The organism is Mesorhizobium sp. B2-3-13, from assembly GCF_006442195.1.
Lineage (GTDB): Bacteria > Pseudomonadota > Alphaproteobacteria > Rhizobiales > Rhizobiaceae > Mesorhizobium > Mesorhizobium salmacidum.
The window spans coordinates 120441-142209 of record NZ_VFVQ01000016.1 but is presented as its reverse complement, the minus strand read 5'-3'; the positions used below and the strand labels follow the sequence as shown (position 1 = coordinate 142209).

The 21769-nt window shown below is 62.4% G+C and carries 16 protein-coding genes; 7 read left to right on the top strand and 9 right to left on the bottom strand.

Annotation, left to right across the window (positions count from 1 at the left end; genetic code table 11):
- From tssM to FJ941_RS19855, 5 genes are all read left to right on the top strand, one after another.
- Positions 1 to 2792: type VI secretion system membrane subunit TssM (tssM, locus tag FJ941_RS19875; protein ID WP_140508184.1), on the top strand; the 2792-nt coding region annotated here is incomplete at its 5' end.
- Positions 2793 to 2927: 135 nt separating this feature from the next.
- A complete protein-coding gene (locus tag FJ941_RS19870) occupies positions 2928 to 3707 on the top strand; it encodes a PP2C family serine/threonine-protein phosphatase (RefSeq protein WP_140508182.1) in 780 nt (259 codons plus the stop codon).
- On the top strand, positions 3704 to 6238 hold the full coding sequence (locus tag FJ941_RS19865; protein WP_140508181.1) for a serine/threonine-protein kinase: 2535 nt from the start codon (positions 3704 to 3706) through the stop codon (positions 6236 to 6238). The genes FJ941_RS19870 and FJ941_RS19865 overlap by 4 nt, the downstream gene beginning before the upstream one ends.
- Before the next feature lie 13 nt (positions 6239 to 6251).
- Positions 6252 to 6743, top strand: coding sequence for a DUF1036 domain-containing protein (locus tag FJ941_RS19860; protein WP_181169884.1), 492 nt, complete (start codon positions 6252 to 6254; stop codon positions 6741 to 6743).
- Positions 6740 to 9184, top strand: coding sequence for a M23 family metallopeptidase (locus FJ941_RS19855; protein ID WP_140508179.1), 2445 nt, complete (start codon positions 6740 to 6742; stop codon positions 9182 to 9184). The genes FJ941_RS19860 and FJ941_RS19855 overlap by 4 nt, the downstream gene beginning before the upstream one ends.
- Before the next feature lie 38 nt (positions 9185 to 9222).
- On the opposite strand, the gene FJ941_RS19850 is transcribed toward FJ941_RS19855, so the two are convergent.
- Positions 9223 to 9762 (bottom strand): OmpA family protein, encoded by a 540-nt coding sequence (locus FJ941_RS19850; RefSeq protein WP_246672787.1) that lies wholly within the window; start codon positions 9760 to 9762, stop codon positions 9223 to 9225.
- A 173-nt stretch (positions 9763 to 9935) separates the two neighbouring features.
- On the opposite strand from FJ941_RS19850, the gene FJ941_RS19845 reads away from it, so the two are divergent.
- Positions 9936 to 10472: a hypothetical protein gene (locus tag FJ941_RS19845; protein WP_027143745.1), complete on the top strand. Its 537-nt coding sequence runs from the start codon at positions 9936 to 9938 to the stop codon at positions 10470 to 10472.
- A gap of 51 nt (positions 10473 to 10523) precedes the next feature.
- On the opposite strand, the gene FJ941_RS19840 is transcribed toward FJ941_RS19845, so the two are convergent.
- From FJ941_RS19840 to FJ941_RS19825, 3 genes are all read right to left on the bottom strand, one after another.
- Entirely contained in the window at positions 10524 to 11696 is a 1173-nt protein-coding gene (locus FJ941_RS19840; protein WP_246673893.1) for a caspase domain-containing protein, read from the bottom strand.
- A gap of 73 nt (positions 11697 to 11769) precedes the next feature.
- The gene (locus FJ941_RS19835; protein WP_140508176.1) at positions 11770 to 12867 is read right to left on the bottom strand and encodes an OmpA family protein; all 1098 of its coding nucleotides are present in this window, start codon (positions 12865 to 12867) and stop codon (positions 11770 to 11772) included.
- Positions 12868 to 13303: 436 nt separating this feature from the next.
- Positions 13304 to 15853, bottom strand: coding sequence for a caspase family protein (locus tag FJ941_RS19825; protein WP_140508172.1), 2550 nt, complete (start codon positions 15851 to 15853; stop codon positions 13304 to 13306).
- Positions 15854 to 16447: 594 nt separating this feature from the next.
- Between FJ941_RS19825 and FJ941_RS19820 the strand changes: the two genes are divergently transcribed.
- On the top strand, positions 16448 to 16639 hold the full coding sequence (locus FJ941_RS19820) for a hypothetical protein (RefSeq protein ID WP_140508170.1): 192 nt from the start codon (positions 16448 to 16450) through the stop codon (positions 16637 to 16639).
- Positions 16640 to 16678: 39 nt separating this feature from the next.
- On the opposite strand, the gene FJ941_RS19815 is transcribed toward FJ941_RS19820, so the two are convergent.
- The 5 genes from FJ941_RS19815 to FJ941_RS19795 all read right to left on the bottom strand — a co-directional run bounded on the left by FJ941_RS19815 (position 16679) and on the right by FJ941_RS19795 (position 21714).
- The gene (locus tag FJ941_RS19815; protein WP_140508169.1) at positions 16679 to 17617 is read right to left on the bottom strand and encodes a sugar phosphate isomerase/epimerase; all 939 of its coding nucleotides are present in this window, start codon (positions 17615 to 17617) and stop codon (positions 16679 to 16681) included.
- A gap of 24 nt (positions 17618 to 17641) precedes the next feature.
- A complete protein-coding gene (gene iolG, locus FJ941_RS19810) occupies positions 17642 to 18634 on the bottom strand; it encodes an inositol 2-dehydrogenase (protein ID WP_140508167.1) in 993 nt (330 codons plus the stop codon).
- 97 nt (positions 18635 to 18731) lie between these two features.
- Positions 18732 to 19550, bottom strand: a complete 819-nt coding sequence (locus tag FJ941_RS19805; protein WP_140508165.1) for a carbohydrate ABC transporter permease — start codon at positions 19548 to 19550, stop codon at positions 18732 to 18734.
- Positions 19547 to 20455, bottom strand: a complete 909-nt coding sequence (locus FJ941_RS19800) for a sugar ABC transporter permease (protein WP_140508163.1) — start codon at positions 20453 to 20455, stop codon at positions 19547 to 19549. Before FJ941_RS19800 ends, FJ941_RS19805 begins: the two co-directional genes overlap by 4 nt.
- Positions 20455 to 21714, bottom strand: coding sequence for an extracellular solute-binding protein (locus FJ941_RS19795; RefSeq protein ID WP_181165891.1), 1260 nt, complete (start codon positions 21712 to 21714; stop codon positions 20455 to 20457). Before FJ941_RS19795 ends, FJ941_RS19800 begins: the two co-directional genes overlap by 1 nt.
- Positions 21715 to 21769: the final 55 nt, after the last annotated feature.

Here is a 21769-nt window from a genome sequence, read left to right as displayed (position 1 = left end):
ATCTGCTATGCACCAAGGCCGATCTCGTATCCGGCTTCATGGATTATTTCGGTGAATTCGACGAAGCGCGCAGGCGCAAGGTATGGGGCGCAACGTTCCAGACCGTCGATCGCACAAGGAACATGGCCAGCGAGGCGCCGGCCGAATTCGACGGTCTGGCGCAGCGCTTGGCAGCAGAAGTCGTCGATCGCTTGCAGGAAGAGGCTGATCCGGTGGCCCGCATCGCCATCTTCGATTTCCCGGCGCAGTTCGGCGCCCTCAGGAACCGGACAGCGCATTTCATCACTAGTTTGTTCGATGCCTCTCGATCGCGGGTGAATGTGAGCTTGCGGGGCCTCTATTTCTCCTCGGGTACTCAGGAAGGAACACCGTTCGACCAGGTGCTGGGCACCATCGGGCGCAGCTTCGGCAGCGCCTCGCAGGCGCATTTTTCCGGCACCGGCAAGAGCTTCTTCCTGCACGATCTCCTGACCAAGGTGATCTTTCCGGAATCGGGCTGGGTATCGTTCGACCGGGCGGCCGAACGGCGCGCCAGGTTCGCGAGATTTGGCGGCCTCGCCGCGATTGGACTGGCGGCCTTGACGGCGCTCGGCGTGCTTGGGCTGAGCTTCTTCGCCAACAAGTCGCTGATCGCCTCCACCAGGCAGGCCATGGCGCAGTATCGCAACAGCGCGGATTCGCTGCTCAAGAGTACCATGGTGACCGATGTCGATCTCGAAAACGTCATCGGCCCGCTCGACCAGTTGCGCAACCTGCCAGCCGGGTTCGGGAACGGCGACCAGCGAAAGCCGATCGAGGGGACGTTCGGCCTTGGCCAGCGCGAGAGGCTGCTGTCGGCGTCCAGGGATGCCTACCGGCAAGCGCTCGAGCGGACATTCCGCTCCCGGCTCTTGGTGCAGGCCGAGCGGACCATCCAGGCCAAGATAGCCGATCCAATCGCGCTCTACGAGCCGCTGAAGATCTACCTGATGCTGGGCGGCAAGGCTCCGAAGGTCGATAACGAGTTGATCGTTTCCTGGATGAAGCAGGATTGGGAAGTGAACCGCTATCCGGGCGAGAACAACCGCGAAGGCCGCGCGCAGCTCGAAAAGCATCTGCGCGCGATGCTCGCCCTCGACGACGCCTACGATCCTCTCTTCGAGCTCAACCAACCGTTGATCGAAGCCGCGCAACGCTCCCTTGGCCGCATGAGCCTTGCCGACCGCGCTTCGGCGCTGATCAAGTCAGCGGTTTACGCCGCAAGGCTGGACAACTTCTCCCTCGCGGCGAAAGCCGGTCCTGAGGCACAGCTCGTGTTTGAACGAACCGATGGCAGTGATCTGGCGGATCTCAACGTTCCCGGACTTTACACGCGCGCCGGCTTCAACCGTTTTTTCCTGCCGCAGCTTTCGCGCATCGCCCAAACGCTTATGAACGATCGGTGGGTGCTTGGCGGCGGCGAGGAACAGGGCGGCATCGACCAGGACCTGCCCAAGCTCGGCCCTGAATTGATCGACCGCTACGGCAAGGAATTCTCCTCCGCATGGAACGGCGTACTCGACCAACTGAAGTTCAAGGCGTTGCTCGAGGACAAGCCGCGATATCTCGCGCTTTCCGCCCTCGCCGCGGCGGGCTCGCCTCTCGATCGGCTCTACACGGCGATCGCCGAGGAGACCGCATTGACGAAAGAGAACACCATGGCCGAGAGCGGAAGCGGTGCGGCACAAGAGGATCCCGTCATCATGGCCAAAGGCCTGGCTCGCATCGGCCTGCAGATCGCCGGCGGCAAGTCACAGACCCGTGCCGGTTCGGGCTCGGCTCTCGCACACAGTGCCGGTGCGAGCGTCGAGGCACAGTTTCGATCGTTCCAGTCCCTGGTCAGCGGCGCCAATGGACGGCGGCCGCTCGATGCTCTGGCGCGGAACTTTCACGACATTTTTCAAAGCCTGACGCTTTCGGCCGAAATCCCTTCACAGACCGAACGCATCAACGCCAACCTGCAGCTGCAGATCTCCACGCTGCGCGCCAATGTCTCGCGCCTTCCAAGGCCGCTTGCGCGCATGGTCAACGCGGCAACGGACGAGTTTGCAAGTAACATCGCCGAAGCTTCGGTGGCCAACCTCAACCAGAATCTCGACCAGACGGTCACACGAGCCTGCGAGGAGGCGGTCAACGGTCGCTATCCCTTCGCCAGCGACGGCACGGAAGAGATCTCGATAGCGGATTTCGCCAGGCTTTTCGCACCAGGCGGGCTGATGGACCGCTTCTTCGCGCAGAACCTTGCGTCGCTGATCGACATGACCGGCCAGGAATGGACCTGGAGACAGGATGCCCGCTCCGGCCACGAGCTCGCGAAGTCGACCTTGAAATCCTTTCAGTCGGCCGCCGAGATCCGCGGCGCCTTCTTCCCCTCCGGCGGCTCGGTGCCGTCGGTTTCGCTCACCATCACGCCTTTTTCGCTGAATGGAGACGCGGACAACGCGCTTCTCAACATTGACGGCCAGACTGTCCAGAGCAGTCAGACCGGCAATGCGCCAAGCACGGTGACGTGGCCAAACAGCACTGCCTCGGCTTCCGCCAGCCTTACCCTTATGCCGGAAATGCCAGGCCGCGACTCAGCGCTTAAATTCGAAGGAGCTTGGGCCCTGAAACGTCTGCTGGACAAGGCGACCATCACCGCCAACGGCGCCAACACCGAAGCCCGCTTCGTGATCGGCGGACGAGACGTCGCTTACATGATCCAGTCCGGATCGGGGGCCGATCCCTTCCTGTTGCCAGCCCTGGCCGGCTTCAGCTGTCCGAAGGCTTTCTGACATGGCCGTGTTCAAGCGCGCCTACGGCTGCAGCCCTTATTTCGGTACTCTAATGTATGCGCATGTGGCAAAGTGGCCTGGGCATGCTGCCCGTGGTTGGTCACAGGGGACGCTCGCGAAGCGCTTGGTGGCAAATTGAGCACTGTCGCCCTTCCCATCGAAAGCTTCGGCGTGAGCCATAGGGGCTGCGTGCGCGACCAGAACGAGGACAACTACCTGATCGACCCGCAGACCGGCCTCTGGGTAGTGGCCGATGGCATGGGCGGGCACGAGGCCGGCGAGGTCGCGTCGGCCAGCATCGTCGATCATCTGGCAACGATTGGCATCGCGAGCTCGGCACCGGACCTTCGCGCGCGCTTCGAAGACCGGCTGAGCCGCGCCAATTCCGAGATCCGCAACATCTCGCGATCCCGCGGCGTCACCATCGGCTCCACCTTCGCGGCCTTGCTTGCCATGGACGGGCGGTTCGCAGGCCTGTGGGCCGGCGACAGCCGCATCTACCTGGTCCGCAACGGCATGATCTTTCAGGTCTCGAAGGATCACACCGAGGTCCAGGAACTGCTGGATCGCGGCATGATCAGTGCGGAAGAGGCGCTTACCTGGCCGCGCCGTCATGTCATTACTCATGCTGTCGGCGTCAGCGACGAGCTCGAGATAGATTTCCAGCAGGGCGAGCTGATACCGGGGGATGTTTTCGTTCTGAGCACCGACGGCCTGACGGCACATGTCAGCGACGCCGAGATCGAAGCCACGGTGAGATCGGCAACGCCGCAGGCGGCGTGCCAAAGCCTGCTGGAGATGGTGCTGGCGCGCGGCGGGACCGACAATGTGACCATCGTACTGGTGAAGATCGGCGGCGGGCGCGACGGTGCGCTCCATCAGGATCGATCCGGCGCGGAGAGCCTGGCCAGATGAGTGACGACGACAAGACGCGGTTATCAGCGAAGGTCACCTATGCTGGCGCCGGCACACAGCTCAGCGGCATTTACGAACTCGACGAGAGGATCGCATCCGGCGGCATGGGAGAAGTCTATCGCGGCCACAACATCCAAACCGGCGACCACGTAGCGATCAAGATCGTACTTCCCGAATTCGCCCGCGACCAGACGATCTTGTCGCTGTTCCGCAAGGAAGCCTCGATACTCAACCATTTGTCGCATGACGCAGTGGTGCGCTATCACGTCTTCACCATCGATCCGAAGATCGGCCGCCCCTATCTGGCGATGGAGTTCGTGGACGGCCAATCACTCTTCGACGTGATGCGTCGCGGACCGATGCCGGGAGAAGAAGTGCGACGCCTTTGCCATCGCCTGGCGTCGGGACTGGCCGCGGTGCACCAGGCGGGCGCGGTTCACCGAGACCTGTCGCCGGACAACATCATCCTGCCCGGCGGGCGGGTGGAGCGCGCCAAGATCATTGATTTCGGCATCGCTCGGTCGGCGGCCGCAGGCGGTGAAACGCTGATTGGCGGCAAGTTCGCTGGCAAATACAATTACGTCTCGCCCGAACAGCTCGGCCTCTATGGCGGCGAGGTGAGCGAGCAGTCCGATATTTATAGCCTCGGCCTGGTGCTGGCCGCCGTTTTGCGCGGAAAGCCGCTCGATATGAGCGGCACCCAGTACGACGTCGTCGAGAAACGCCGAACCGTGCCGGACCTGTCCGACATCGATCCCAATTTCCACGAGCTCGTCGGCGCGATGCTGCAGCCGGACCCGCGCGATCGGCCGGCCAGCATGGCCGACATCGCCAGGGCAACGCGTGACGAGGACGTCGAGGTCACATTGCCGCCGGCAGCGTACGGTTCGCGTGAACGCTCGGGATTGCCGCGCGCCGGCTGGACGGCACTGCCCAAGTCCAGGGTCCAGCCTTCGGCGCCTCCTGGCGAACAGCGCTTCGTTGAACATGTGCGGCCGGCGCATCTGTCGCAACCAAGGTCCGCGCCAACGCCCGCGCCGGCCAGCACGACCATGCCGCCGCGAAAGTCGTCTCGGATGCCGGCCATCGCTGGCAGCCTCGCGGCGCTGGTGCTCCTGTTGGGCGGCGGGCTGTACTTCAGGGGCATACTGGCGCCACCGCCGGCCGAAGAGAAACTCAAGCCGCTGATCGCAAAGCCGGTGGCCCAGGCGCCGCAACCGGAAGCATCGAAACCTCAGCCACACCCACCGGTGCAACCTCGGCCAGAGCCGTCAAAAACCGACAACGCCGGCACGTTCGAAACGGTGAAGCCACCTGCCCTGCCGGATGTAAAGGCGAAGACCGCAATACCGGCTGAGAACCAGGCGGACGCTGCAGGCGAGCAGCCGGCAACAAAATCACAGGCTAACAACAATCCCCCGCAAGTGCCAGGGGTCGGGATCAAGCCAGCCCAGACGCCGACCGCCAATCCGCCAACGGCAGCTTCGGTGCCAAAGGCCGAGGAGAGTGCGAAAGTGCCAAAACCAGTCAGTCAGCCGCCGGAGACATCGGCGCCAAGCCAGGCGGAGGCAGAGGGCAAGCCGGCGCAGGAGGCAGACCTCCCAGCGACAAAACCGAGCGCAACCGACCTCGTCAACAGGCTCTCCAAGTTGGCCAAGCCTCAGGCTTCCCCGCCGCCGATTGCGCAGCGCCCCGTGCCGACGCAGCCGACCACGCCGCCGGCTGAACCGGCGGCGCCTCTCCCGCCCGCCATCCAGCCGCCAGCAACCGTGCCATCAGAGCCGACACAGACGGCGCAGTCGTCCCAGCAACCGCCACCGGTGACCATACAGCCCGAAAACACCGAAGTCGCGATGAATGTGCCCAAGCCGGCGGTCCCCCCGGCGACGACCGGCGACGAGACCGCGCAACGCGCTTCATGGGTGCGCGACTTCAGCGGCGGCGACTGTTTCTACGCGTCGCTGACATCCGAAGACGCCAGCGCCGTAGCTATCGAAGGCTTCGCGACGGCCGTGCAGCCCTTCGAGCAGTTGCTCAATGAATTTCGGGCAAGGTTCCATCTCGAGCCGGACATCAGCGTCCGTCTGATCGACCAGCCCCAGTGTGAAGTGACCAGGCTCCTGCGCTTTCTCGACCGCAACCGGGTGGATAGCCCGCGGCTCGTTCTCGACCGGACATCGGTGCCGGATGGCGCGCCGATCAGCGGCACGCTGGCAACGCATGGCGGGCTCGTTTCCAACGTCATGCTGATCGACCACCGCGGCATTGCCTTCAACCTCGATGACCGCATGGTGGCGCAAACCGACAAGGCGACATTCAGCATCCCCATCGGTCTGGGCGCCGCCGACAAAGCGGCCGGCAAGCCCCTGCCGCAGATCATGCTGGTGATCACCGGACCGCACGATATCCAGGCCGCGATGTTCTCGAGACCGACACCGGCCTCCGACCTTCTGCCAAAGATCCTGGAGGAGATCGAGGCCGACGGCTCGCAATTCTCCGCCGCCGCCAAGTATTTTCGGCTCGGCGGATAGAGATGAAACGCCGATGGACCGTCGCTCGCTGTCTATTTGCCAGCATCCCTCACGCGTAAAGCGTAGCTGGTTTCGATTCTTGCTGGCCGACCGCCTGGCCGGTTGCGCGCTGTTCGGTGCGGTGCTGCTCACTATCCTCTCGACCGGCACGGCGCGTGCTGAATTCACCGTCTGCAACCAGACGCTCGACGTCGTCAACCTCGCAGTCGGGCAGAAGGTCGACAGTGCCGACCAGACCGACGGCTGGTGGACCATCGGCGCCAACCAGTGCGTGAACGTGATCCGCGAGGAACTAACCAACCGCTACATCTACCTCTACGCCACCGACGTGTTCGGCCATGCGATCCTCAACGGATCGGCCGAAATGTGCGTCGATCGGCGCCGCTTCTCCATCCGTGGCATCGAGGAGTGCTGGCCGCGCGGTCATATCGCGGCGCGATTCGTCGAGGTCGATACGCTCGAGCAGGTGCGCTGGACCTATTTCCTGACCGGAAGCAGCCCGTGACGCACAGCATCGACACGAGCTTCAAACAAAAGAAGCTGGCGCGCCAGAGCGAACGCCGACGTAAACTTTGGCGCCGCGTCCTTGCCGGCGTTGCTACGCTCACCGTCATCACCATCGCCACCAGCTTCTATCTTACCAAGGATGAGTGGTCGTTCGGCGAGCAGAATGAGGACCTGCATCCCGTCGAAGGCATGGAAGACGTGCCCGCCGACGCGGCGGTCTATGTGCCGGCGATCATCGACCTTGCCGGTGACCCGATGTGGATCACACTGGCACCCGATGACGAGACCGCCACGAAGGGCCACACTATTGCGCGCCCGGCCGAACTCGACAGTTCCGGGGCTTCGCCGCAGATCGAAATCCTGTCCGACGTGATGCTGAGCGCCAGCGAGAAGTTCATGACGACAATCCCCTCGACGCAGGAGGATTTTGCCTTCTTCCAGGCGCAGCGGCAGGCACCTCCGAACCCCTCCGCTGCAGCACCGGACAATCAGCAGCCGACCTCGGCGGCACCTGCCGTGGCACCCAATGAGCAAGAAGATGATCTGGCGAACGACCTGCAGGCGACGCCGGATGAAGGCGGGGTGCCCCCAGCTTCGCCGCTTAAAGCCGATGCAGACGACCCCGAGGCCGGCTGGGGCGAGACCATCGACCAGGGCGAGGCAGCGCTCCCTGCCTTCGCCAAGACCGCGATCGAGAACAACACCACCGTCGCGACCGTCATCAGCGAATATCAGCGTTTCGAGGCGACAGAGGACACCTTCGTGAAAGTCCTCAACGACCGCAGCCTGGAAAGCGTGGCGCTCGACGCGCATTTCTCCGCGGATGACGCCAGGCTTGCGGGCGAGGCGCTGAAAGCGCTGTTCGACCGCGACGGGTTGGAGCCCGGCTTTGTGGTCGCCTTGCGCGGTTTCCGGCCCAACCGGGAGACCACCGCCATGTCGCTGATGCAGGTCTCCGTCTACGCAAGGAATGTTTATGTCGGTACGCTGACGCGCAGCGCCGGGGGTCCCTTTGTTTCCGGCGCCGATCCCTGGGTTCGCGAGGACCTCTTCAACTATTCCGGTGGCTCGGATCAGGGCGGGCCGAAGCGGCAATACCGCCTGCTCGACGCAATCTATTCGACCGCGGCACGCAACAAGGTGCCGACCAGCGTGATCGGCGAAGCGATCATGTATCTGTCGCGAGGACAGGATCTGGACGCCTTCGCCGCCGAGGACCAGCGCCTGGTGCTGATCTACTCCCAGACCCCGCGCGGCCAAGGCGAGATATCCGGACGGGTGCTTTACGTCGGCGTCCTCGGTAGGGACAAGAACCTCGACTGCTTCGTCTATCAGCAAAGCGAGGGCCAGTATGCCTGCGTGACGGGCGATGATCAGGTCCGTTCGCTGTCCATCGCCAGCGGCATGGTCACGCCGGTGAGCGGGGTCATGACCTCGACCTTCGGCCCGCGTAAGCATCCCATCCTAGGCACGGTTCGAATCCACAAAGGCGTCGACTGGGCGGCTCCGATCGGCACGCCGATCATGGCGGCCTTCGACGGCGAGATCAGCTTCCAAGGCGATGGCGGCAGCTATGGCAATCTGGTCAAGATGGCCCATGCAAACGGACGCGAGACACGCTATGCGCACATGCAGAAGTTCGCCATCGCCAGCGGCGTCGGCACCAAGGTGAAGGCCGGCGACGTCATCGGCTATATTGGCACGACCGGGCTCTCGACCGGACCGCATCTGCATTTCGAACTCTATCAAAACGGCGAGGCAATCGATCCGCTCGGAACGCCCACCACGGTTGCTGCCGGCGCTGACGCCCGCTCCGGCGGATCCGGCAGCTCCGGCGATTCCGCCGTTGAGACGCTAACCGATCGTATCGTGCATGTCGAAAGCGGCGGCAGCGCCCGCGCCAAGAACCCCAACTCATCAGCAACCGGCGCTGGCCAGTTCATCACCAAGACCTGGATCCGGATGATGAACACTTATCGCCCCGATCTTGCCCGTTCGCTCTCGACCGCTGACCTGCTTGCGCTTCGCTACGACGTGACGCTGTCGCGTGAGATGGTGCGCAACCTCGCGCGCGAAGGCGAGGCTTATCTGCGCGCGCGCGGCCACCAGATAACCGCAGGGCGCCTTTACCTCTGCCACTTCCTTGGCATGGAAGGCGCGCACCAGGTGCTGGCTGCGTCCGGCTCGTCGCAACTGAACGCCGTTCTGGGGTCAGCGGTGATCGAGGCCAATCCTTTCCTCATCGGCAAGACCGCTGGCTATGTTATTGACTGGGCCGAGCGGAAGATGGGTCAAAAAGTGCTGCGCGTGGCGACAGACGCGGGCCAGCCGGCGACGACCACGACCGAAATCCGACAGACATCACCGGGGTTCGAAAAATACAAGCAGGCCATAACGGCGCTGCTCAATTCGATCCAAGGGGCGTTTCAGCCGGGCTAATGCATATCGCTGTTAAATGATCGCCTGTTGGCGACAGCCTACTCGGTCCTGACGCGCATCTCCACGCGGCGGTTGACTGGATCATAAGGATCGGCGACGCGCGGATGCGATTTGCCGAGGCCGATTGCTTCCAGTCTGGCAGATTCTACGCCGTTGGCCGTCAGGAAGGCCGCCACCGACCGCGCCCTTTGCTGCGAAAGTTCCTGGTTATAGCGGTCCGAGCCAGTCGCATCGGTATGACCTTCGACGACAAAGCTGAACGTGCTCAGCCGATTGTCCTTCAGCGCCTTGGCGAACTCATCGAGTTCGGTGCGCGCAACCTGGTCGAGTTGCGCGGAATTAAGGGCGAAATTGATCATCATATCGAGGCCGGCCTTTTGGGAGGTTGAGCCAGTCTTCTCGGCCTTGCTCTTGCACTCTTCCTCCGTGCCGACGCAGATGCCGCGCGAAGCACCCAGATTGCCGGGCTGGCCGGCGAAGAACTTCACGATGTCTTCCGACTTCTGAAGCGGATCGGCGGATACGTGCGTCGTAAGAAGCATGGCCACCAATGCCAAGGCTGAACTGCCCAATCGCATGACCGTCACTCCTGTCCGAGTGGATTTCGCTGGCGGCTACCATATCAAATCGGGAAGCGATTGTCTGTGGACAAACGCAATTCGCTCGTGTCCGCCACCGTTAAAGGCTGACGCTTGACCGGCGCTCGGCCACAGGCTTGAGTGTTTGTCTGCTGGCTTTCAGGGGGGCAGCCATGGCTAACGAACTCGGATACAGAACGGCACGGGATCTGTTTCTTGCTTGTCCCGCCATCGCCAGGGACATGAAATCGCTGGCCACCGGTCAGCCGCCGCTTGATTTTTGCCGTAACCTGCTTGCCGGGCGAGTCCCGGAAGAAGCAGTCACGTTCTGTGCCTACCTCCTCCCCGAGCGAGCCGCCGTCTGGTGGGGACATGAATGCCTGAGGAATGTCGCCGAGCTCCTCGGGAACCGGGATCTCGATTTGCTGGCGCTTGTTCATGCCCGCGTCGGCGAACCCGACAACCCCCACCATCAATCCGTCTTGAGCAAGTCCTTGGACCTGCCGCCGGCAACGCCGGCCGCCTGGATCGCTCTGGCAGCAGTATGGCGTGACCCGACCCTCAAAATGGAATCGAGCGGATTTCCTGCCGCCCATGCCGTCAATGCCGCGATCCTCGCTGGACTGGCCCGCGCCGCGCTGGCGGACCGGTTTACCTTGCTTTCCGCCTTTGTCGAGATGGGCATCCAGATGGTGGAGATGGAGGCCTAACGGCATTCGCCTCCCCTGCTCGCCTTCACCGGCGCTGGCAGCAGCCCAGCATCACTGGCAGCCGCCTTGCGCCCATCTGGCCAGCGCGACCTTGAATCGGGTACCGAGCGGATGCTGCAGCCGCAGGACCGAGACGTCGTTGGCAGCGAAATTCTTCGCCTGCTCGCAGATCCGGGCCTCATTCCACTCATGGCAGCTATCGCAGTGCTTGCCTTCCCAGACCGACTTGTCGAGACCTTCCACCGGACTGAACAGCGGTTCGCCCTTGATCAGTTGGGCGATGCTCTTGCCGTCGATCGCCGGCTCCCCGAACTTGACGGGACGATCGAAAAAGATGGGGCCGTCGGTGGCCAGTTTCGGGATCTTCGCACGGAGAACATCGAGCGCAAGCTGATCGTCATCCTGGACCGACGACCCGCCGGTTTTGCGCGTCCCGGAGCTGGCTTCAGCCGGCGGGGTGCTCGACTGCCCGACGATCAGCGGCGCGTTGAGATCGACCTTGTGCAGGACAACCTCGGTGGTCAAGGAAACATTGGCCCAGGGGCGTTGCTTGCCGGCCGTCGCCTTGAAGACGTCGCTGGTCACCCTGTTCATCGCTTCGGTGATGGAGACATTGGATTCCCCAATGTGCTGAAGCAATGCCGTCGTGAAGGGCGAGTGGTCGCCCGACCCATCATAGGCGAGCTGGTTGGGACTGGCAGCGAACGCAACGAGCGTTCCCGCGCCCCCATTTTCGATCGCGATTTCCGCAAGGCCGCTGCTTGCACCTTTGATGCCCGCGGTCTTAGCCAGCACATCGGCCAAGGGATTGTCCCGGCATGCGTCCAGAAACACCAACCTTACGCTGGTCTCGCGAGACATCTGACGCAAAATGAAATCGACGGACACGGCCTCAAAGTCGAGCGACGTTTCATCCTCGAGCGCGGCATCGACCGGAAGCAGGTAGTTCTTGCCTGAAACCTGCAAGCCATGTCCGGCATAGAAGAAAAGCGCGACATCGGCGCCGCGCACCTGCTTTGCGAACTGGGCGACCGTGGCCTGCGTCTGCTGCTTGGTCAGGTCGAAGCCGGAGACCACATCGAAACCAAGGTTCTGCAGGCGCTCGGCCATGGCCTGGGCATCGCGCACCGGATTGGCGAGCGGCGCGGCGTGCTGATATTGCGAGTTGCCGAGCACCAGCGCGACACGGCGCTCGGCAGTCGCGGCGGTCACAGTCAAAAGCAAGACAATCGCCACAAGGCCAGCGCCGCGAAACAAGCCAGCGCAAAACGCGAATGGACGGGAGCCCACCCCGACCTCAGTTCGCGAGCTTCGTGGCGGAGAATTCGATGCGCCGATTGAGTGCCTTGTTCTTTGGCGTATCGTTGGCCGCAACCGGCCGCTCCTCGCCATAGCCGGTGGCACTGATCTGGCGGCGCTGCACGCCATCGGCGACCAAAGCATCGGCAACCGCCTGGGCGCGCCGTTCGGAGAGCGCTTTGTTTGCCTCTGGCGAACCATCCGCGTCAGTGTAGCCAGCGACTTCCACATTCAGGGTCGGGCATTTGCCGACGACACCCTCAACCTCGGCGAGCAACGGACGGCTCTTAGCATCGAGTCTGGCGCTGGCTGGACGGAAATAGATGGCTCCGGTGCGCGATAACACTGCAAACCGGTTGAGGCACTCCTCGTCGCTGAAGTTGGCTTTCGCGGCGTCGGTGGCCACGGGACCGACTTCGGTGCCGCTGGCCGCGACTGTCTGCCCAGCGGCCGGCTTGCTGCCCTCAGCAACAAAGACGAAGTCGAAGGACACCGAGGCAGTGGGCACTATGTTCGTCACATTGGCGGCCTGCTGCAGCTTGTCGACGTTCGGCAGCAGGCCAAAGTCCTCCACATGCACCGCAACGGGAGCCTCGGAAGCAACCGAGACCTGGGTGTCACTGATCATGGTGACGACGACGCTCGCCTCCAGGTCCTTATCGACTCCGTGTAGACTGAGCCGGAACGGCAAAGTTGCCTTGATCCGGCGTTTGGCCGGCAAGTCGGCAAATGCAGCCGGGTCCACCTTTGCCCTCAGTTCGGCCGTCGGGTACTTGAATGTTTCGAAGAACAGGAATCGCATGCGCACGTTGCGGAGGTCGACGCCCGTGTCGACGGAATTGAGATCGAAGCTGATCTTGGCATCACCGGCGGAATTCAGCGTGCCGGTGATATTCCTGATCTTGTTGGTCTCGACGATCGTGTTTTTCTTGACCGACTGATAGGTAAGCACCGAAGCGTCGGGATCGAGCGTCCAGTTCGGCGCGGCACTCGCTGTCCGCGGTCCAAGGACCAGCAATTCCAATATGGCTACGATGATCAGGCCAGCACGCCGCGCTTTTGCTCGCGCTTGCCAGAATGCAATGACTTCGAACATGGAAGGCCCCCGCCAGGCAACCCGATCCCGCTAACGGCACGCCGCAACCATAGAGCACTTGTTCCTGCTTGGCGAGCAGTTCCAGCGCGTTGTGGCCTACGATAGCCCTGCACCGCGTCGTGCGCTGTAGAGGCGCTATCCCCCCCAGCCACCGCCACCACCACCACTACCGCCACTACCGCCAGCGCCACCGCCGCCCAAGGGCGCAATGACTGGGGTGGTCTCGGTCTTGATCGGCGTAAGCAGTTTCTTGGCGGTCACATTTTTCTGCTTGACCACCTTTGGCGCGGTCGTCGTGCGAACAGAGTTCGTACGATGTTTTGTCGTCGTCGGTTCGAGCGGGGGTGCAATGGTCGTGCACCCTGCCACCGTGAGGGATAGGACCGTTGCGACGATTACCTGTTTTAATGCCCAGCCCATCTGTTGCTCCATGTTATCAGAACACGTCCCGGCGCGGGTTGGCTTGCTCCCAGACCGCCCTGGCCGTCCTGACCAGTTGATCGTCCAACGAACCGTTCGCCGAAATCTTCGATTTCAGGTCCCCACGCATTTGCTTCAGGGCCGCCGTCTTCACCCTGGAGCCAAATTTCGACAGCGTATTCCTGGCATCGGGAATTTCGTTGCGAAGATCGAGCGCGGCCGCGAAAGCAAGGTAGCGCACCGCCAAGGCCTGGTCCGCCTGTTCACCCCTTTGCATCTCCAGAGCTGCGCGATCATACGCAGCCGACTGGTCGCCGCGCGCCGTCGCCAGCTCGAACAACCTTTGCGCTTCTGCAAGATCCTGCTGCACGCCGACACCGTCCCTGTACATACGCGCCAGGCTGCCGGGAGCGTAGGGCTGGCCAAGATCCATCGATTTCTGAAAAAGCGAGAGCGCTGTCTTGGGATCCTTCTCGACACCCGTGCCGGCGAGGTAATTGCGGCCGAGCAGGTTCATCGAATACATGTCCTGCCGCTCGACGCCAGCCTTGAGGAAAGCCACGGCGCGAGCTGCATCGGCAGGCACGCCATTACGGCCTTCGGTGAAGATGGCAGCGAGATCGTTCATGGCATAAGTGTGCCCCATCGCCGCCGCCTTGAGCAGCAGGTCCAGCCCTTTGGCGGTATCACGCTCGACGCCATAGCCGTTGAACAAAGCGCGACCCCACGAGGTCATGCCATAGGGGTCGCCCTTGCCGGACGCTGCAGCATAAAAGGTATTGGCCTGCTTGCGATTGACGGGCATTCCCGTTCCCGTCGCGTTGAGGTAGCCAAGCTCGAACACTGCGCGCACATGCCCCTTATCGGCAGCCTCCTGGATCGCCTTCAAGGCCTCATTGACCTTCCCGGCGGCAAGCAGTGCCCGGCCGAGTTGGTAGTGGAAGCGGGCGACGTCCGGATACCCTTTCACCGCCGCCCGGCAGACCTCCGCGGCGTTGTTGCTGATTTCGTTCGGCAGCAGGCCGGGGACGACGCCCTGCAGGTCAAGAGGCTCACCGGCCTCCCTGTCGCATGGGTCGACGCTTGGCGACAGCTTCATCGTCGCCGGCTTTGACGACGTGTTGTCGGCCCTGATTTCGAAGCCGACGATCAGTGGCTGGACGGCGCCGATCTGGGGTTCGTAGCGCAAGTGGTCGACTTCATTGGCCATCAGGCTTGAATCCGGTGACAAGGTCCGATCCGGCAGCGACAGCGTTCCCGTTGCCGGATAGTCTGCAAGTTTCAGGCTGACCGCCGGATCCGTAGTTGGGAAATCGAGATGCAACGGAACCGGGCCGACGCCGACCGGAATCTGGACCTCATGGTTTTCGATTGCTTCGGCGGCGCCCGCAATATGAATACCGCGTTCCACTGCTTGCTGCTTCTGCTCGGACTCGAGCGAGGCTATAAGTTGCTTGCCCTCGGCACCCTCACCATTCTTGACCCGGAACACCAGGATGCCCCGGGATTCACCTCCCCAATTGTCGTGCGTTGAATAGGCCAGCATGTCGACTTGTTCCTGGGCCCCGGCACCTTTGGGGACGTCCATTCGCAATCGAGGGAGATCCTTGCCGGCAATCGGCTCCCCCGCCGCAACCGCCTTGCCATCCAAGATCAGACGCCCTAGCGCCGGCTGCCTGTCGATGCTGACGGTGACCGCACCGCCATCGACATCGACCGGCTCCGGCAGGTCGAGCGCGACAGGGCCGACGCCGGACGGTACGACCTTTTCCAACACGGGCGGCAGTGCAGGCCGGTTGGCGCGACGCATGAGGACGACCTCGTCGATCAGCGACGAGTTTTCCCAAGGCACCTGCTTTCCGGCCGTAGCCTCCACCACATCCCGGCGGACGGCCGCCATGACCGAGCGTATCTCCTGGTTCGGCGCCAGCGCGCGGCGGGAGAAGGCGGAGGAAAAAGGACTGAGGTCGCCACTTCCGTCATAAGCGACAGCACCGGGCTCGGTGGCGAAGGCTATAAGCGTGTTCAGCGAACTTTTAACCTGCGCAAGGCCGGTGTTGCCAGCGACGATGAGCTGGTCTCGCAACCAATAGTCTTTGCGCGGAAACGGATTGTTGCGGCAGGCGTCGAGGATGATCACTTGGATCTTCGATTTCGTCCTCAACTGCTGCAGCACATCATCGAGCTTGACGGCCTGAACCTCAATGTCGGCCGCGTTCTTGAGCGATGCATCGACGGGGATCAGGAAATTTTCACCGCCGATCTGAAAGCCGTGGCCGGAATAATACACGATCGCCAGATCGGCACCGTCCGCCGCCGCGAGGTAGTTGCGGAACTGTTTTTCGAATTCGATCTTGGTGAGATCCTTGGCGACGAACACGTCGAATCCAGCCAGCCGAAAGGTGCTCGACACGTCCTCGGCATCCTTGTCCGGATTCTTGAGGGCGGGAATTTCGCGGTATTCGGAATTGCCGATGACAAGGGCCACCCTTCGATCGGCACAAGCTTGGAACGCCGTGAAGCTCGCGAGCATCAGGGCCGCAATGAACGCAAAACATCGCAGCATGGCGCATCCTTAACTGCTCATGACCTGGGGTGCACAAGACACAGCTTGCGACACCTGGTCTGTTAAAGACTTCACAATCTGCCGAGACGGCAAGGTCGCACCCGCGATCGATGGCAGATGCTGTTCCCACAAGTGCTAAAATAACCCAGTGGCGTGGGGACCGCAATAAGCTGGGCGAACGCGACCGAGCCTGCGGTGGTATCGGGGCCCTGCAGGGCTGGTTGCAGATGGCTAGCACGACAAAGGGCGGCGACGAACAGGCTCGGTTCGATCGCGCAAGCGACGATCAAAGCTACCAAGGGCAGTCGGTTCAGGAAGACAAGGGCCGGGTTGCATATCTACCCGCCCTGCCACTTGCGCCCGCCGGCACACCACTAATCACTTCACGTGGTTGGAGGCCGGTCAGCGCATGCTCGTTCGGATCGATGGGGCCCAGCTTCGACGACCCGGAAGCGGCCGCGCTGCGTCATGCGCATGTTCATCCGAACACGGTGCTGGCTGGGGTCCATTCCAAGCTGCGACGGCGACTAGGCCATTGCTACACACCGTGTTGACCTCTGTGGCAGGCGCTTCATTCCAGCGGAGGAGCCGGAAATGGCGTTCACAGTGATCTGGTACGGACGGCAGGGCGTTTTTGACAAGGTGACCTTTGACGCTGAAAAGACGGCCAAAGATCACGCAATCGCCATGTTCCAGACCGAAGGGTTGACGACGGCGTCATATGCGTTGAAGTTCGCAAGGACAGCGGTACTGTCGTCTTCAGCCACGCCGAGAACTAGTCAGTAGGAGGCCGCTTCCGTGCCCGAACATAGGCAAGTTCCCGCTTTATGAAAGGTTGATTGCGACATTGCGCAGGAGCGCAACCGATTTTCGCATACCTTCCATCGGGGTCAGCATCATGTCCTCGTGCTCGATTGACAAGACATCGTCGTAGCCAACCTGCTTGAGCGCGGTACAGAACTGCCGCCACCAGGTCTCACCGTGACCGTATCCGAGTGTGATGTAATTCCAGGCCCGTTCGGCATAGAGGTTTGGTGGGCGCGGATCGAGCGTGCCGTCGATGGCCGCCGTGATTGGCTCGATCCGGGTATCCTTGGCGTGGACATAGTAGATGGCCGAGCCGAGCGTGCGGATGGCGGCAATCGGGTCCGCCCCCATCCACAGCGGATGACTAGGGTCATAGTTGGCGCCGACCGTTTCTCCGACAGCGTCACGCAGCTTGAACAATGTCTGGACATTGTACACGGACTGATGGCCATGCAGTTCCAGGCATAGTTTGTGGATGCCGAGGTTGTTTGAAAACGCGACGAGGTCGCGCCAGTAGGGAATTATCCGCTCTTCCCACTGATAGCGCTGGATCTTGAGGCATTCCGGCGGCCAATCGGTGATGATCCAGTTCGGGTTGGCGTCACCCGGCCCGCCCGGCAGGCCCGACATCATGACTACACGATCAATCTCCATCAGGCCGGCCAGCCGGATGGTGTCCTGTGTCACGCTATGGTGGACCTTGCCCTGCGGCCCCGGGTGCAGTGGATTGCCCGAGCAATTGAGCGCCGCAATCGTCAGCCCGTGATCCTGGACCTTGGCAACGAAGTCCTTGCGCGTGGCAGCGCTCGCCAGCATGGCCTGCAGGTCGATATGGGGCGCGGACGACCAGTTGCCGCAGGCGAACTCCAATGTCTGCAGTCCAAGCTCGGCCGAGGCGCGCAACATCTCGTCGAATGAGAGGTCGCCGAGACTGTCCGTAATCATCCCGATCTTCATCTGGAAGCTCCTCGTTCGATTGCACTAAAACCTGACGGTCTCGAACCTGCCCGACCTAGCGGAGGCAAGCGCGGCCTCGCACAGGATCATCGCTTTCCGGCCGTCGCTTGCCGTGACGTCGGGCCGTCGCCCTGTTTCGACGCAGATAATGAAATGATCGATCTCGGCGGCATAGGACTCGGCATAGCGCTCAACGAAAAAGTAATATGGTTTGTCGCGCGATATCGCCTTTGCGCCTGATATTTCGACCGATGTCGGCTCCCTGTTGCCGGCCCGCAGCATCCCATCCGCGCCATGCACCTCGATGCGCTGGTCATAGCCGTAGGCGGCCCTGACGCTGTTGTTGATGTGACATTGCCGGCCGGACGCCGTGCGCAGCACGAACATCGCGGTATCGTAGTCCCCCAGCTTGGCATATTGCGGCGCGACAAGTGACGACCCGGTCGCGAAGAGCTCCACCGGCTCCTCGCCCAACAGGTTTCGTGCCATGTCGAAGTCGTGGATAGTCATTTCCCGGAAGACGCCCCCTCCCCCGGCCAGCGCTTCCTCGGTTTCCGGTTCCGGATCCCGGCTGGTGATGATGACCTGTTCAATGGCGCCGATCTCGCCTTGCGCAAGGCGGGCCTTCAGCGCCCGAAAACTCGGGTCGAACCGACGGTTGAATCCGATCTGAAAGGGCACACCTGCCTTCTCGACAGCCGCCAGACATTGATCCGTGCGCTTGAGATCAAGATCGATTGGCTTTTCACAGAAGATCGCCTTGCCTCTGGCGGCCGCGGCCATGGCCAGGTCCGCATGCGTTCTCGTTGCCGAAGCAATGAACACCATGCGAATCGATGGGTCATTCATCACGCTCTCGGTGTCGACGATTTCAGCTCCTGTCAGGGCAGAGACCTTCGCAGCGGCCTCGGTGTTCGGATCGACGATGTAGCGCAGGCGCACCCGAGGATGGCGCGCCAGGTTGGCTGCATGCACCTGGCCGATAAGGCCCGCTCCGAATAGACAGACATCGATCATGGGTTTGATTTCCCTGAAAGGCCGCGTGGTGTCGCGCGGCCTTGAACGTGGCCGGGACGGCGACTTGATTGAGGTGAGTGGCTGCCCAGCCGGGTCGTCATTTCACGGCTCCCATGGTCAGCCCGCGAACCAGATGGCGCTGCACCAGAAGCGCGAAGAAGACGATCGGCAGCGCGCCGATGACGCCGGCCGCCGACATTGAGGCCCAGTCGGTGTCGATGCGGCCGATCAGCGTGGCGGTGCCGCGCGGCATCGTCATCGCCCGGGGCGTGGCCGTCAGCGCCAGCGCGAACAGGAATTCGTTGAAAGTGACAAGCACGGCAAAGATGGCGGTCGCCGCGAGGCCGGGTGCTGCCAGCGGCAGGGTAATGCGCCGGAACGCACCGAAACGGGAATCGCCATCGACCATGGCGGCTTCCTCGAGATCCACGGGGATTTCGCGAAAGAAGCTCTCCATCATCCAGACGCAGAAGGTGATGTTGAAGGCGGTGTAGGTGGCGATCAAACCCAACCAGCTGTCGAGCAGGCCGAGCTTGAGCATCAGCAGATAGACCGGGATCAGGATGACGACCGGCGGCACGATGCGCAGCGTCAGCAGGAACAATCCGACCTTGCGCTCCATCGCGAAAGGCAGGCGAAAGCGGGCGATCGCATAGGCCCCCATGGCGCCGGCGACCAGGGCGATCGCCACGGAGAAGAATGTCACCACCAGCGAGTTGGTCAGATAGGCGCCAAACTGCTTCTCCGTGAACAGCCTAATGTAATTGTCCAGAGTCGGAACATGCGGATAGAGCGTGCCTTCCTGGGTGATCTCGCGATTGGACTTCAGCGAGGTCGAGACGAGCCAGTAGATGGGCAAGAGCACGATAGTCAGCACCGCGCTCATTACCCCGATGCGGGCCAGACGACTGTTCATGATGCGTCGACCCTGCGCAAAAGCCGCACGGCGCTGAAGGCCAGGGCAAGCACGACGAGACCGATGGTGACGAAAAGTGCCGCCGCATAGCCCGTCTGCTGGAATTTGAAGGCGGTGTCATAGCCGTAGATCGAGACCAACCGCGTCGCCTCGCCCGGTCCGCCCCGGGTGAGCACGAATACCTGGTCGAACGTGCCGAAGGCGTCGATCGTTCGAAGCACGATGGCGATCGCCAGCACGGGCCGCATCATCGGAAAGGTCAGGTCGGCAAACACCCGCCAGTTGCCGGCACCGTCGACGCGGGCGGCCTCGAAGGGTTCGTGCGGTAGCGACTGCAGGCCGGCCAGCAGGATCAGGAACATCAGCGGCGTCCATTCCCAGACATCGAGAACGACGAGGCCGATGAAGGCCTTGACGGGGCTGCCGAGGATCTGCACCTGGCGGCCGCCCGTCCACTCGGAGATTGCCGTCAGCATACCGGCGTCGCTGGCGTAGATCAGCCGGAAGACGATGGCGACGACGACCGGCGTGATCACCATCGGGATGATCAGAATGGTTCTGAGCAAGCGGATGCCGCGAAATTCCCGCAGGCAAAATAGCGCCAGGGCAAAGCCCAGGATCGCCTCGAAGGTGACCGACAGGGCGACGAATTCGACCGTCACCCAGAGCGAGTTCAAAAACTGCGGGTCGCTCCACAGCTGGATGTAGTTATGCGTGCCGACATCGGCGACGACCGAGCCGTAGCGATAGACCTTGGTGCTGGCGCGCAGACCGTCCCACAAGGGATAGACGAGCACGCCAAGCACGATCAGCAGGCCTGGTGCCAGCATGAGATAAGGGAGGGCGAGGTCGAGCCCCGCCCCCTGCAGACGATATTTGCGGCTCTGCGTCCCGCCGTTTCCCATCAATAGTAGCCGACCGAAGACAGGTAGTCCTTGACCTGCTTGGCGGCATTGTCCAATGCGGCCCCGCCACCCGAGCCAGCCTGCAGCGCCTTGTTGAGTTCGATGCCGAGCAGTTCCTCGACCTTGGCCCAGTCTGGCGTGCGCGGCCTCGGCAGGGCGCCGGCGTCGAGCTGCTGCAGAGCGACCGGGATCAGCCGGTTGCCGGGCTTAGCAATGCCGAAGGCGCTGCGCTTGACCGGAATGGAACCTGCTTCCGACAGCTTGGCCTGGATGTCGGCGCTGACATACCACTTCAGGAATTCGACCGAATTGGCCTTGTTGGGCGCCGATTTCGGAATGCCGGCGATGAAGATGCCCATCTGGGCGATCGCCGCAGTGTGCTTCGGCACGACGCCGAAATCGAGCTTGCCAGCCACCTTGGTCTGTGTCGGATCGTCGGCCTTCAGCGCATTGCCGGAATACTGGATGATCGCGCCTGCTTCGCCGCCGAGGATCGCCGCACCTTCCTGGTCCGAGTCGAACTCGACGACGCCGCTCGGCGCGTTTTGCTTCATGGTGCCGACGAAGAATTCTGCCGAGGCCTTGCCTTCGGCGGAGTTGAAGACCGGGTTCCACTTGTCGTCGAAGAAGGAGCCACCAAATGACAGGAAGACCGGGTACCAGCTGGTCACGATCGGATTGCCGGAAACGCCGCGGAACACGACCGGATATTTGATCTTGCCCGCCGCCACGCCTTCCTTGCCCTTGGCGATGACCTCGTCCCAGGTTTTCGGCGCACCGCTCGTGTAGACGTCGTTGCGGTAAGTCAGGGTCTGCAGATCGCCGACGAACGGCACGCAGATAAGCGTCGGCGTGGCGGTTTCGAAGCCTTTCACGCGTGCGCCCTTCTGCGGCGGCCAGTAGCCCATGTCGATCATCGAGCCAATCCAGTCCTTGTCGCCGCCGTCGATGCCGGCCGCTCCAAGATCCTCGAGCACATTGGCGGCGCCGAACTGCGGCACCCATGGATCGTCGAGAAGATAGAGGTCGTACTGGCCGGCGCTGTTCTTGGCGTCGGCGAACCACTTCTCCAGCGTCACGCCATATTCATCCTCGAGGAATTCGATGTCGAAGCCGGCATCCTTGGCCAGCGGGATGATCTTCTGTTTGAACGGCGTCAGGCCGCCATCGGCGAAAGCGCCGATGATCACCTTCTTGCCGGCCGCCCTGGCCGGGACAGGCAGGCCGAGTACGGTAAGGGCGGTGCTGGCAAGCGCCAAGTCAAGTCCTCCCTTGAGTACGGAGCGGCGAGTAAGTCTGCTTCTGCTGGACTGC

Bases quoted from the DNA above. Each gene is read 5' to 3' on its own strand.
- FJ941_RS19850 (WP_246672787.1), bottom strand. From the start codon at position 9,762: ATGCGATTGGGCAGTTCAGCCTTGGCATTGGTGGCCATGCTTCTTACG.
- FJ941_RS19860 (WP_181169884.1), top strand. From the start codon at position 6,252: ATGGACCGTCGCTCGCTGTCTATTTGCCAGCATCCCTCACGCGTAAAG.
- FJ941_RS19825 (WP_140508172.1), bottom strand. From the start codon at position 15,853: ATGCTGCGATGTTTTGCGTTCATTGCGGCCCTGATGCTCGCGAGCTTC.
- FJ941_RS19835 (WP_140508176.1), bottom strand. From the start codon at position 12,867: ATGTTCGAAGTCATTGCATTCTGGCAAGCGCGAGCAAAAGCGCGGCGT.
- FJ941_RS19865 (WP_140508181.1), top strand. From the start codon at position 3,704: ATGAGTGACGACGACAAGACGCGGTTATCAGCGAAGGTCACCTATGCT.
- FJ941_RS19805 (WP_140508165.1), bottom strand. From the start codon at position 19,550: ATGAACAGTCGTCTGGCCCGCATCGGGGTAATGAGCGCGGTGCTGACT.
- iolG (WP_140508167.1), bottom strand. From the start codon at position 18,634: ATGATCGATGTCTGTCTATTCGGAGCGGGCCTTATCGGCCAGGTGCAT.
- FJ941_RS19800 (WP_140508163.1), bottom strand. From the start codon at position 20,455: ATGGGAAACGGCGGGACGCAGAGCCGCAAATATCGTCTGCAGGGGGCG.
- FJ941_RS19820 (WP_140508170.1), top strand. From the start codon at position 16,448: ATGGCGTTCACAGTGATCTGGTACGGACGGCAGGGCGTTTTTGACAAG.
- FJ941_RS19845 (WP_027143745.1), top strand. From the start codon at position 9,936: ATGGCTAACGAACTCGGATACAGAACGGCACGGGATCTGTTTCTTGCT.
- FJ941_RS19815 (WP_140508169.1), bottom strand. From the start codon at position 17,617: ATGAAGATCGGGATGATTACGGACAGTCTCGGCGACCTCTCATTCGAC.